At 39.9% G+C, this 14,073-nt stretch carries 9 protein-coding genes; 1 reads left to right on the top strand and 8 read right to left on the bottom strand.

What is annotated here, in order from left to right; all coding sequences use genetic code 11:
* Positions 1–42 precede the first annotated feature (42 nt).
* Together IEY67_RS06730 and IEY67_RS06725 are read right to left on the bottom strand one after the other, a co-directional pair.
* Positions 43–1,197, bottom strand: a complete 1,155-nt coding sequence (locus IEY67_RS06730) for a glycosyltransferase family protein (RefSeq protein WP_122354846.1) — start codon at positions 1,195–1,197, stop codon at positions 43–45.
* Positions 1,194–1,997 (bottom strand): UDP-2,3-diacylglucosamine diphosphatase, encoded by an 804-nt coding sequence (locus IEY67_RS06725; protein ID WP_122373911.1) that lies wholly within the window; start codon positions 1,995–1,997, stop codon positions 1,194–1,196. Before IEY67_RS06725 ends, IEY67_RS06730 begins: the two co-directional genes overlap by 4 nt.
* Before the next feature lie 132 nt (positions 1,998–2,129).
* Here IEY67_RS06725 and IEY67_RS06720 point away from each other — a divergent pair, with 132 nt between their 5' ends.
* Positions 2,130–2,612 carry a YkgJ family cysteine cluster protein gene (locus IEY67_RS06720; RefSeq protein WP_122354874.1) on the top strand — a complete coding sequence of 161 codons (483 nt, stop codon included), beginning with the start codon at positions 2,130–2,132 and terminating at the stop codon, positions 2,610–2,612.
* A 52-nt stretch (positions 2,613–2,664) separates the two neighbouring features.
* Here the strand turns inward: IEY67_RS06720 and IEY67_RS06715 are convergent, their stop codons facing one another.
* From IEY67_RS06715 to fusA2, 6 genes are all read right to left on the bottom strand, one after another.
* Positions 2,665–4,887 (bottom strand): alpha-L-rhamnosidase-related protein, encoded by a 2,223-nt coding sequence (locus tag IEY67_RS06715; protein WP_183668848.1) that lies wholly within the window; start codon positions 4,885–4,887, stop codon positions 2,665–2,667.
* Between the two features lie 14 nt (positions 4,888–4,901).
* Positions 4,902–6,440, bottom strand: a complete 1,539-nt coding sequence (locus IEY67_RS06710) for a RagB/SusD family nutrient uptake outer membrane protein (protein WP_183668846.1) — start codon at positions 6,438–6,440, stop codon at positions 4,902–4,904.
* Between the two features lie 12 nt (positions 6,441–6,452).
* Positions 6,453–9,668 carry a TonB-dependent receptor gene (locus tag IEY67_RS06705; RefSeq protein WP_229800979.1) on the bottom strand — a complete coding sequence of 1,072 codons (3,216 nt, stop codon included), beginning with the start codon at positions 9,666–9,668 and terminating at the stop codon, positions 6,453–6,455.
* 238 nt (positions 9,669–9,906) lie between these two features.
* On the bottom strand, positions 9,907–10,959 hold the full coding sequence (locus tag IEY67_RS06700) for a FecR family protein (protein WP_183668844.1): 1,053 nt from the start codon (positions 10,957–10,959) through the stop codon (positions 9,907–9,909).
* Positions 10,960–11,013: 54 nt separating this feature from the next.
* A complete protein-coding gene (locus IEY67_RS06695) occupies positions 11,014–11,568 on the bottom strand; it encodes an RNA polymerase sigma-70 factor (protein ID WP_183668842.1) in 555 nt (184 codons plus the stop codon).
* Between the two features lie 193 nt (positions 11,569–11,761).
* The gene (gene fusA2 / locus IEY67_RS06690; RefSeq protein ID WP_122373912.1) at positions 11,762–13,918 is read right to left on the bottom strand and encodes an elongation factor G2; all 2,157 of its coding nucleotides are present in this window, start codon (positions 13,916–13,918) and stop codon (positions 11,762–11,764) included.
* Positions 13,919–14,073: the final 155 nt, after the last annotated feature.

Raw genomic sequence — 14,073 nt, 5'->3', positions numbered from 1 at the left:
TTCATAGCCCTCATCTATTGGTTCAAATAAGAGCTTCATACATTAAATCGAGAACGTCTTTGCCACCCGGTACACCCAATGCATAGACAAACGATGCCAGACTGACGACGGCATCTCCTCCATCAACAAATCTTCGCGGAACTCACGCAAGATCAACCAATCCGCCTGTTGTACCCAATGACGGAACACAGGATTCGATTGATGGTTTTCTGACAAATGTAGTAAAGCATCCAGGTCAAAACGATCAGCTACCGCACCAGCTCCTGATAAGGATGCATCATAGGCATTACAAGCCTGTTCAATATGAGTAGGAACCATCAATACAGGCTTATCCAGGTACATCGCTTCGCAAACAGATTCAAAGCCGGCAGTCGTTGCGTACGCTTTGGCATTTGCCATATATTTAACAAAACGAATATCGTTCAACTGATGAAAAGAAAGCGTATTGTCTATCCGGGTAACCTCCCCTGCCCCTTTCTTATCCCAGAAAAAGTGCATCGAAACTTCCGGATGAGCAGCATGCCACTCCTTTACTTCCTCACTGAATCCGCTATTCAATAAATAGCCATGCAGATAGCGTCCTTTGCGGGGAGTCTTATTTATCACTTCCTTACGTAACAAAGGAGGAACTACAACCATCTTATCGGCAGGCACTTCGCGCATCTTCCGAAAAGACAAAGCCAGCTTCTTCGTCGCACCGATAGCCGTCATACGGGTAAAGAACTTCAATAAGGACAAAGAAACAACATTCAGCTTCGGGAAAGAGAAATCCGGATGCAGGAACAGATATTGATGGGCAATACAAACCATCATCGCCTTTGGACGGCAGAACAGATAAGTCAGTCCTGTCAGTAACTCGTAAAAGTTAACAACCACGTCTGCATCTGTCTCCTTCACCATCCGATTAATATAATGTATGCTAGCCACATAAGTATGGAGACGCAATACATTATATCCCACACTTTTCAGCAAATTAACCTGTTTATTCTTTGCCGTAGGGAGGAAATTCGGACTTTCGAAAGGGTAAACCGGTGCATCAATTTTCTCTGTAAAGAAGTCAGGAATACGGCGGGCAGGACTCTTCCCAACAAGCACACCGACTACCTGATGGCCTTCATCAGCCAGCTTCTGACGGAGAGACAAAGCCTGTGTTAGATGCCCTCTGCCTTCTCCCTGTATAATAAACAGCATTTTCATATTACTTCAGCATATAATAAAGGTTTCCCGGCAGCCTCTTCGTCCGTACCATACTCTGCCTTATTGTAAGTAACAATATTCCACTCGCCTTGTTCATTCTCTACCAGGGCGGTCATACTTTCCACCCAATCGCCGGAGTTCAGGTAATGGACATTATCGTACCAGACATTAGCAGCCTGATGGATATGACCGCAGATAATCCCGTCCAAATGCTTGATCTGAGCAAGTTTGACCAGTTCTTTCTCAAAATCTGAGATATAGGAAACGGCACTCTTCACCCGGTGCTTCACATGTTGCGAAAGGGAGAAGTAAGGTTTTCCGTGCTTCTCACGGTTCTTGTTATAAATTTTGTTCAGCCACAGCAGGAAAGTGTAGCCGATATCGCCCAGCATGGCCAGCCAGCGCATATTCGTGGTTATCGTGTCAAAAATGTCGCCATGAGTCACCAGGTAACGCTTCCCGTGGCTATTCAGCAAATAGTCTTTCACAATAGAGATGTTAGAGAAGCGGAAAGGAACCAGGTTGTCCAGGAAGTCATCGTGGTTGCCACGTACATAAACGATCTGTGTCCCTTTCTTCTCCATCATCTTCATCAGGACTTTGAAGAAATCGGTCTGTGCCTGCTTCCATCGCTTGCCGGACTTTTGTAGTTGCCAGCCATCGATAATGTCGCCGTTCAGGATCAGGCGGTCGCAGTCGATATGTTTCAGGAAATTGGTTACTTCTTTCGTCCTGGAGTGTTCAGAACCCAGGTGAATGTCGGAAAGCACAACGGTCGGATAATATTTTCTTAGTTTCATACGTAAGATATTTACACTACACAAAGAAACATAGTCGCTGTTACAGTGTTGCAACAACTGTATGAAGATGCTTTTTCGTTTTCCGCTGTAAATGATTACATTTGCCCCTTCAAATTAAAACAGGATCATTTTATGGATATTAACTCCCTCCCTGAGAGAGCTAAAAAAGTTGAGAAGGAAACAAAAGCTTTTTTCAAATCGATCAAGAAAAACCGCATGCGGGAACTGGACGATACGATACACGCCATCCATGAAGAGGTATTCGATTCGATCGATTGCCTGGATTGCGGGAATTGCTGCCGCACATTGGGACCACGTATCACAGACCGTGATATCGAACGGATCGCACAGGCATTACGCATTAAACCACATGAAGTTGTACAACGGCATTTGCATATCGATGAAGATAAGGATTACGTATTCCGGTCGATGCCTTGCCCCTTCCTGGGAGATGACAATTATTGCAGTATTTACGAGGACAGACCGAAAGCCTGCCGGGAATATCCACATACAGACAGGAAGAAGTTTTATCAGATACATGCACTGACGGTGAAGAATGCGGAGACTTGTCCGGCGGTGTTTCATGCACTGGAACAGTTAAAGAGGGAGTTTTGATAAGAGTAGAATAAAACAGGAGGAAAACTATTTCATTCTCCTCCCATTATTCTTATTGATAAATAAATTCGTAATGCCCGGCTTTTCTTAATACTTTCTTTTGTGAAGCCGTACCTTTATTATACAAATGAACAACGCAACCAGCCGGAATATCAATCGTACTTGTACCCGTTCGTTGGATATTCAGCTTAATAAAACCTTCTTTAACCGGTATCCGGGCTTTTACCCAATCCAGATCCATCAACTGCGGAGCCAGACTGTATTCTGAAATATCCCGGTCAGATTGCGAGAACCCCAACAAGCCGTTCAATACCGCTATCACCGGAGGAACACCATTTCCTCCATGACACAAACTTAACCCAAAAGGACGATTGTAAAACACAAGCTGTTCCTTTACCGAAGCGTATGGTGAAAAGTTCTCAGGGAAGCGGGTATAACCTTGATCCAGCCATTCTCCCCAAACAGCATTCAGGAAGGGAAAAATATCCCGGGTCCGTCCGGCTTTTACATAGGCCAAAAACTCATATCCTTTCTCATAACTAATATTCTCCTTATAATATTTAATAGAAGGTAATACCTTATCAAATAGATTATCAAAATATTGAGAAGGGAAAAGATCTGCCAAAATAGCCCAATATTGTGCATGATGGGAAATACGCATATCCTTATCTCCCGCTTTCGTATATCCGTTAATAAAAGCCTTTTGTCCTTCATCCCAGAAATGTGTCAATATACTTTTGCGAAGCGCTTCAGCCCGCTGCTCATATTTGTGTGCAAGGGTTTTCTCTTTCCATAGACGAGCAAAATAAGCTCCATACTTAAAATTCAAGTATAGCATAATCTGTCCGTAAGCAGCCGTCCCTTGTCCATCCGGTCCCATTTTAGTAGACCACCCGGGGATAAAGCCGGAAGTAGAGTGCTTGGCTGAGATAAAACCATTTTCATCCTGGATGGAAGTATAAAAATCCAGCATTTGGATAATACGCTTCTTATAAAGCAAAGAGGTTCTTAAATTCCCATAACGCAGATAGTTCTGTTTGAAACCGATCAAGGCATGAAGCGGATAATCGACAATTCCCAAATCTGAGACTTTCGGATTAGGGGGCATCAACGCTATTGACAGACCATTGCGGGAAACCTGTTCGTCACCAAACAGATAGTCTCCGGCAAAAGCACTCACAATTGCATCCATCGACCAGGGTAGATAGTCTCGCTTTACCCCGTCCAAATAGAAATTATGCATGGAGGTATGAAGCGTTGCAACACCTGCATTCCAGAGATTATTCATCTTCGGATCGTTGCACTCAAATGTCATCAGAAAATCCACCGGCCAAATTTTCGCGTCAAAATAAATATCCGAAAGCGTACAAGGTTCATCACATTCAATTATCAAATAACGCAAAGCCAGTTCCGGCAAACGTATCTTCTCTTTTATGCCGGAAAGAACACAGGACGGAATAGCCTTTTGTTCAAAGGCTTTCTCATCCTCATTCAATACCTCTTCCGGACTTTCCCCAACCCTATAAGACAAATTACTTTTTCCTGTTGCTGTAAAAGACACATTACCAACTTCGAGATGGCGGAAATCAATAATCAGGCGACCATGTTTTCCCAACTTCAGGTTATTCCCCTCCCTAACGGTATTTCGTAAAAAAAGATATTGATCAGGCAATATCCGGACCGTCTCTTCCCATTCTGTATCCGGTCGCTTATCTGGTTGATCATACATGGAATACGTTTCGGCACTATTCCATTCACTATTATCTAAACTGACCTGCCAACCAACCAAGTCAGAAACCTGTTCTCCGTCTATAATCAGACAAGGCAGATTATTCTCGGATCGTACTTCAAAAAACAATGTATTTGTACCTTTGGGAAGTGTACAAGAACGATGAGAGTTCTCCATTTTCCGACCGTTCACAGTACAGCTAATAGTTTCTGCCCCATTCCATTTCACCAGCGTCTCTTTTCCTAACTTCATCGTCTTTTTGAAATAAGCATGTCCGATTGGTTCATTGAATTTCCCAGGATAACCGACATAGGAACATCGTTCCTTTGATTTTTCTTTATGCAGTTTTTGCATATGTGCCGCTAATTGCCCCGGATACCACATATAAGAACTTTTCCACACTTCCTTTTGTGGAAAAGGCTGAATTTTACACTGAGGATCAGACATCGGGTCGAAAGCCTGGCCTTGTGCCTGCAAGTTACACCCCACAAGCAGCAACAGTCCGGTTATCCATATCTGAACCTTTTTTGATACTGGTATTTTCATATTAATTCTATTTATTAATATCCGGGATTTTGCACCAAAGCACCTTTCGATAAATTTATCTCAGTCAATGGTATAGCCCAAAGATAGTCTTTTTCCGGATTAAAATTACGCTGTTCTACAAAGATATGTTTTCCATCTTTCATTGCACCATAAACAGGCTTTTTCACAACATCTTCTGTTATTCGCCAATGACGGGTATCCAATAAACGAATACCTTCAAAGGCAAATTCTATTCTTTTTTCATGACGGATTACTTCACGCATCTGCTCTTTTGTCAATCCTCTTGTTAAAGGAGGCATATCAACACTAGGACGCTGACGAATCTGATTCACTGCATCATAAACAGATTGATCGGGACCACTAATTTCATTTTGAGCCTCTGCATATGACAATAATATTTCAGCATAGCGCATATAGATAAAATTAGTCCAACCAGGTTTTGTACAACCATCATTTTTAGGGTTAATATATTTACGGAAATTATAACCTGTGCGGGTAGCATTTGCAGAACCAGTCATCGGTTTATAAGGCTTTCCTACAAAAATAGCATCTTCCCATAAAACCGTATAAGCGAGACGGGGATCCCTATTCTCATAAGGTTTCATTGGATTATAAAGAGGTGATTCACCAATGGGTTTTCCATCCGTGCATAAATAATCGTCAACTAAATCTTGTGTAGGAGACAAAGCTTCCCATCCACTTGAAGTTTGTGGCCCAAAAGCCTGATCAATGAGGCTCCCTTCTGTAAAATCTTTTGCATTTTCCAGATATTGATGGTCAAAAATCACCTCTTGATTGTTTTCATCTTCCGGCAAAAATAGTTTTTCATAATTATCAAACAAGCCATATACACCTAAATCCATCACTTCTTTAGCAGTTCTGGCTGCTACATCATATTTATTAAAATATGTGCTGATACAGGTTTTCAATGATAATGCAGCACCTTTAGTTGCTCGTCCTATTTCCGTTTGTTCAGTTCGTTTTAAAGGCAATAATTGAGCAGCCTCATCCAAATCTTTCACAATAAAGTTGTATACATCTTGTTCTGAATCTCTGGCAGGAATAGCCTCATTCAACTCTAAAGGCTTTGTCAAAATGGGCACTCCTCCAAACAAACGTACCAAAGTTGTGTAAAAGAATGCACGTAAGAACTTCACTTCACCGATAAAGATTTGTTTCCTGTTTTCATTCATATCTACCCGCTCTATATTTTCCAGAAAGACATTACAACGGCGTATACCTTGAAACTGATTTTTCCATGTTTCCCCAAAATAACGTGTCGTAGAGGTGGCAGTACCCGAAGAGATTGCTCCTTGTGCATCATAGATATGAACAGGAACAGCATTATCTGTATAACCATCTGTCATCAATATATAATTAACAGGGTCAAGTAAGTAAGTATAAACCGATGTTGTATACATTTCCACATCTTCGACAGTCGACCAATAAGATTCGTCCGTCAACTGATCTTTAGGACCTCTGTCCAAAAAAGAATCATTGCAACTAACTAATCCCCAAAAGAGTAATGTTACTATTATATATGTATTTTTCATATCGATTAGATTTTAAAAAGATAAATTGATACCGAATGAATAATTCTTAGTCAAAGGATAATAAGATCCATAAGGGACTTCAGGATCTACATTGTCAAAGCCTGTTATCGTAAACAGATTATCTATACTGCAATAAATACGTAGATTGGAAATTCCACTTTTGCTTAAGATCATTTTGGGAATTGTATATCCCAACTGTACATTACGCATCTTCAGATAGGAGGCATTTTGCATCCAGAAAGTTGAAGTTTCCCAGTTCTTCTGCGTGTCTTTCATTGACAAACGAGGATATTTTGCATTTGGATTATCAGGCGTCCACCTATCCAGATAACCTACTATAACTCCACCTCCATTGTAGAAAGCTTTGCCTACCTGTTCACGAACAATCGCATCTACCATCCCTGCACCTTGTAATAATGCAGAAAAATCGAAGTTGTGATATTCAAATCCAAGACGAATACCAAAGTTTATTTTAGGGAAATAGGTTCCTAACGATTTACGGTCTTTTTCATTTACTATATTATCTCCATTCAAGTCTTTATATTTTAAATCACCAGGAACGACATCACCTGTCACCTGTTTCGGGTGTGCATCTATTTCTGCCTGGTCCTTAAAAATTCCTTCGCATACATATCCATAAATATTATTAATCGGATCACCTACCGAACGACCAGGAGTATCTCCACCTTTCAGGTCTGTAATTTCATTATGTACATAACTGAAATTAATAGTTGCAAAATAGTTAAAATCACGCACCTGATTATTATGTGTCAATAGCAATTCAACACCGGTATTACGTACCTTTCCGGCATTTTGAGTCGGAGCACCAACCCCTACGACATCTGGTATTGGCAAATCCAACAAAATATCTCTTGTATTCTTTATAAAGAAATCGCCAGAAAAACTTAATTTCCCAGCCAGAAAAGAGGCATCAATACCAGCATCTATCTGATCCGTTTTTTCCCAAGTAATAATAGAGTTCCCCATCTTACTATTAATAGAAACACCCGGGGTCAACATATTACCAAAACTGTAATTCTGCCCGAAAACATAGGTATTATAAAAAGCATAATTTCCAATCTCCTGATTACCCAATTGTCCCCAGGAAGCTCTAAGCTTCAGATTATCCATCCAGTCTGCATGATAAAAACTTTCCTCCGAAATTCGCCAACCTGCCGAGAATGAAGGAAAAGCACCAAAACGATTGTTTTTAGGGAAACGGGATGTCCCGTCATAACGCAGATTTGCTTCAAACAGATATTTATCGGCAAAAGTATAGTTTACACGACCAAACACCGATCGCAAGGCATATTCCACCATATTTCCTTGATTGGACTGTGTGGTCACATCTCCTGCATTTACTTCTCCCAGATTATTGTTACTCGGTAAATCTTTACGAGATGCTCCAAATTCCCTGTATTGGTTATACAATTGTGAATATCCAAGCAAAGCTGCAATATTATTTTTACCGAAAGATTTATTATAATTGAGATAAGCCTGTAAATTAACTTCCCAACTTTTCTTTTCAAAATCGACAGCCATACTACGGGTTGTTTTAATCGGATCATCCGAATCTGCATTATAGAACTTGATGCTCTTCTGAAATTTATGTTGATTGTTCGAGTTAAAAGTTGCTGATGCATTGCCCTTTAAAGTCAATCCTTCAATAATTTTATATTCAAAAAATGCACTCCCCTGAAAATTATTATTATATAATTGGTCTTTACCTCCCAAACGAGCTTCCGCAACTGAACTATGTTCATTCAGATACAAACCATAATTACCATTCCGGAACTGAATCGGAGATACAGGTGTTTCACGCAAAGCATGATAAAAAATATCATCAATACTTGCTCCTGCAGGAGATGTAGAACGATCCCGGTAAGCACTCAAATACATGCCGATATTCAAACGACTGTTTATTTTTGCATCAATATTAGAACGCACGGTAAACTTATTGTAATCGGAGTTAGGAATCAGACCATTCTTCTCATGATAACCAAGTGCTAAAGAATATCTCAGATTATCATTTCCTCCGACAACACTTAAATGGTGATTATGAAAAAGACCGTTTTCACTTAATAATGTATTTAACCAGTTACTGTTCGGATAATGATCAGGATCGCTGCCATCTTTAAATTTTTGAAGGTCTTGTTCCGAATAAGGGGCAGGTAAACCATCGTTGGCATAAGCCTCATTAAACAACTGAGCATAATGATAAGAGTCCAAATAATCCGGCATACGACAAGCCGATTGCCAACCCACATAGCCATTATATGAAACGACAGGTTTTCCTACCACGCCTTTCTTCGTTGTTATAAGTATCACTCCATTTGCTGCACGGACCCCATAAATAGATGATGCTGCAGCATCTTTCAGGACAGATATACTTTCAATATCATCGGGACTGACATTATTGAAAGAAGATTCTACTCCGTCAATAACAACCATTGCTTCAGCATTCCCCAAAGTACCGATACCTCTCACGCGAAGGGTTCCCATGTCAGCCCCCGGTTGACCAGAACGTTGAATAATTGTCATACCCGGAACCTGACCTGTCAGTAAATTGATCGGGCTCGAACTTGTTCTATTTTCAAGCATATCCGCTTTTACATTACTCACTGCACCTGTCAGATTTATTTTTTTCTGCGTTCCGTAACCTACTACAACAACTTCCTCTATCTGTTGGTTATCTTCCTCTAAAATAACTTTAAACGGAGTTAATCCTGATGATACCTCAATAGGTTTATAACCGATATAAGATACCTGAAGAATCGAACCTCTTTTCACTTCCAAACTAAAAGTCCCGTTTATATCTGTCATCACTCCGTTTGTTGTACCTTTTTCAATCACATTAGCTCCGATAATCGGTTCACCAGCCTCATCCAAAACGACACCTGTTATCTTCCTTGATTGCTGACTCACTCCCGTTATCTTTGTGATAATAATATGCTTTCCGGTTATTGCATATGACAAATTATTTTTTTTCGTTACCTCATTAAGAATTTCTGAAATCTCCTTATTATTCGCTTTCAAGTTAAATCGTTGATTACTATCAATCTCTTCACTCTTATAAAAAAACATGAATTCTGATTGTTTTTCTATCTGAGAAACCAAATCATAAAATGTCCCATTATTTAAAGTTACAGAGATACGCTGTTCCTGTGCATAAGTAGTTGCAGACAATTGCAGAATTCCTACTAAAAGGAATATTGTTGTGATTTTCATAACACGTCTAATTTTTTGATACAATAAGACATACTTATCTCGCTCTTTTTCCATATATTTGAATGTTTTTATTATTAAATTATCTCATTCGCAGTATTTTCCAGACACAGGCGATTGAGAATGGTTAACTAATTAAAAATTAAATCCGGGTCAGAAGATGTCTCAATCATTTTCTGACCTCTTTTTGTTGTATTCAAATTCATATTACATAGGCTAACAGTATTTAAAAGTTAAACAATCAGTTTCTTGAAATATAAATGTCCTTTCCTATCTTTTTGAAAATAAAAGCTTTTTCATAATCAATAATTTTCAATACTTCTTCAATATTCTGATCCAAAGAGAATGTCCCCGTATATTTAATACAACCTAATCGTTGATCATCCAAATGTATACGCACATTGTAATAATGTTCCAGATGCGTAATTATTGCAATTAACGGGGCATCTTTAAATTTAAACTCACCTCTCACCCAGGAAGTAACTAACGCCGCATTTACATTCTCGACGGACAAAGAACCACTATAGTTATCAAAAAAAGCTTTCTGGTTGGGTCTTAAGAGCATATGACTTATAACTTTTCCTTTATCATCAAAAGCTTTAAGTGCTACACTTCCACTCAATAAAGTCACCACACTGAAAGGAAAATCTTCATATGCTTCCACATTAAAGGTGGTACCCAGAACCGTAATATCCTGCCTTTTTACTTTTACTATAAAGGGCCTTTTTACATCTTTAGTAACTTCAAAATATGCTTCACCCTCCAAATAAACAGTACGTGTATCAGTTGCAAAATTGGCAGGATACCGAAATTTTGTGGCAGCATTCAAAATAACCTTACTACCATCCGAAAGCATCAATGTATTTGCTCTCCCACCTTTTTGAACTGAGATTTCATTATATACAACCTCTTCTGTATTTGAAGATAAATTTTGACTGTGATACCTAAACTCACTAATCCCCCAACCTATACTCAAAGTCAACAGAATAATTGCTGAATATTTAAAATAAGAAAAAAACAGATTATTCTTAAAAAACTGTTTCTTTGATAAAATAATTTCTGTTTTTTCTGGAAACATTCGTTTTTTCATTTTCTGCCAACTCTCCTCACCCACACTTTCAGGAGTAAAAGACAAATATATAGCTTCGTCAGAAACATTTTTTAGTTGAAAAAAATAAGATTTATTCTCCGGAGATTCTTCCAGCCAAGCATCCAAAATCCGAAGTTCATGCTCGTCAATTTCCTGCTTTAGATAACGGACAATCAAAGTTTCTATACTATTTTTTTCCGACATAATTTACTTGTATTTATATTATACACGACTTACTTTACTTTTTTACTTACTCATTCAGTAATATTTTATCAGAAAAAAGAAAACTGCCATCAACACAGCTCTAAGCAATTTTAAAGCTTTATATAATTGCGCCTCTACCGTTCGAGGTGAAATATTCAGTAAATCAGCTATTTCCACCGTCTTTCTTTCTTCCAAATAAGACATAGAGAATATTTCCCGACATTTGTCAGGAAGTTTTTCCATTTCTTTATAAATAAATGCTATACGTTCATCTTCGGGGAAAAGGAACCGGGGATCATCATTATAGTAGATTTCTTCGATTTTCAGACGAGTAACCATTGATTTTACATAGTCACCTCTTACATCTTGATGCTTCAGGTAATCCAAACAAGCGTGTCTGACCGAACGATATAAATACGTTTTTATTCCCTCCTGTAAAAATTGGAATAATCTCTTTTGCCATACTCTTAAAAAAATATCTTGCACTAAATCTTCCGCAGTTGCGGGATCCACAAACTTACGGGCATAAAAGATCAACATCGGGACATTTGTTTTGTACAACATCCTGAATTGATTTAATTCCCGATCTTCCTCTTCGATTTTCTTCATATTCGTAGTCAACAAAGAATCCTCTTTACAAGTATAAACGACTTACCTCCATCATTTACTTATACGATACGATTCTTTTTTAGGAAAAGTTTCCTCTATTTGGATATTTACCATTATATCATACGCCAGACAACTACAAAAAAAGCACCCCCTGATACAGAGAGTGCTTTCATATTCAATAATAATCTATTAATTATTCGTCTGTTTGCGTAGCAGCGTATGCTTTCAGCAATTTGTCCTGAACATCGGTCGGAACAAGTTCGTAAGCAGCAAACTTCATGGTGAACGAAGCACGGCCACCGGTAATTGAACTCAAGGAGGTTGAATAGCTTGACATTTCTTTCAGAGGAACTTTTGCCAGCAACTTTTCAAATCCCTTTTCACTGTTCATACCCATAATGATGGCACGACGACCTTGCAGGTCACTCATTACATCACCCAGGTAATCGCCGGGAACGGAAACTTCTACATCATAAACAGGTTCAAGGATCTTCGGACCCGCTTCTTTAAAGGCAGTACTGAAGGCATTACGACCGGCCAGCATGAAAGAAATTTCATTACTGTCAACCGGGTGCATCTTGCCATCATAAACAATGATGCGCACGTCACGGGCATACGAACCGGTCAACGGTCCCTGTTCCATACGTGCCATAATACCTTTCAGAATAGCCGGTAAGAAACGTGCATCGATGGCTCCACCAACGATACTGTTAATAAATACCAGCTTACCACCCCAGTCCAAATCAATAGTTTGCGTATCACGTACGCTAATTTTAAATTCTTGTCCGCCAAAACGATACATATCCGGAGCCGGCATACCTTCGTAATAAGGTTCCACGATCAGGTGAACTTCACCGAACTGACCAGCACCACCGGATTGTTTTTTATGACGATAGTCTGCACGGGCAGCTTTAGTAATCGTCTCACGATACGGAATCTTCGGTTCGATATATTCGATCGGCAGCTTATCATTATTTTCAATTCTCCATTTCAACGTACGCAAATGGAATTCTCCTTGTCCGGAAATAATCGTTTGTTTCAGTTCCTTAGACTGCTCGATCACCCATGTCGGATCTTCCTCACGCATACGGTTCAATATTTCCATCATTTTTTCCGAATCTGCTTCATTGACCGGCTTAACGGCTCGGCGGTATTTCGGATCCGGATATTTGATAAAGTCGAATTTGTAATCGCATCCCTTACCATTCAGGGTATTACCACGACGTACATCTTTCAGTTTTACGGTTGCACCGATATCACCTGCTACCATTTCAGTCACCTCGTTACGGGTCTGGCCGGCAACAGAAAATAGCTGTGCGATACGTTCTTTTGAGCCACGGTCGGCATTCAGCAAATCGTCTCCTTCTTTTATCTTTCCTGATATCACTTTAAAATAGGAAACCTGGCCGATATGCGGTTCTACCGTAGTCTTGAAGAAGAACAGGCTGGTCGGACCGTCTGACACCGGAGTAACCTCCACTCCTTCGGTAGTTACCGGACGAGGCATCTTATCGGTACAAGGCACCACATTACCCAGGAATTCCAGAGTACGGCGAACGCACATATCACGTCCTGCGCAAACACAGAATACAGGGAACATACTGCGGGTCACCAGACCTGCACGGATTCCTGCACGCATATCGTCTTCACTTAAAGTGCCTTCTTCAAAGAATTTTTCCATCAGCATATCGTCATTCTCGGCAGCAGCCTCAACGAGTGCTTTATGAAGCTCCATTGCTTTATCCATTTCTTCTGCGGGAACTTCCAATACTTCAGGCACACCGCCTTCTGGTTTCCAGCGATACATCTTCATCTTCAACACATCGACAACGGCATTGAAAGCTGTTCCTGTATTCACCGGATACTGGATAGGAACGATTTTGCTGCCGAACTGATCTCTCAGCTGGGCTATAGTTCCATCGTAGTCCGCTTTATCGTTATCCAACTGGTTGACAACGAAAATAACGGGTTTATGAAATTGTTCTGTATACCGGAACTGGTTCAATGTTCCTACTTCCACTCCATACTGGGCATTCAACACCATCAGTGCTGTATCAGTCACGTTCAGAGCGGAAACAGCTCCACCGATAAAGTCGTCCGAACCCGGGCAATCGATGAAATTCAGCTTCCTGTCCTGCCATTCAACACTGAAAACGGTTGAGAACACTGAGTAGCCATACTCTTTCTCAACCGGGAAATAGTCGCTCACCGTATTTCCTGCGTCTACAGAGCCGCGACGTTTTATAACTCCACCCTCGTAAAGCATTGCTTCAGCGAGAGTGGTTTTCCCAGAGCCCGAACTTCCCAAGATAGAGATGTTCTTAATTTCGTTTGTTTGGTATACTTTCATGATATCAGGTAATTTGAGTTTAACAATAAATATCATTACGTGAAATACTCACGAGGCCGCAAATTAGAGAATGTACAGGAAAAAAGCAATTATCTGCCTCCTGTTTGAGAACTATGTTATGTAACAGGCCTATGATTTAAACAATAGAATCATTA

It is taken from the genome of Parabacteroides faecis, assembly GCF_014647375.1.
GTDB lineage: Bacteria > Bacteroidota > Bacteroidia > Bacteroidales > Tannerellaceae > Parabacteroides > Parabacteroides faecis.
Note: the sequence above shows the minus strand (reverse complement) of the source record. Positions and strands in the feature narration are given on the sequence as shown.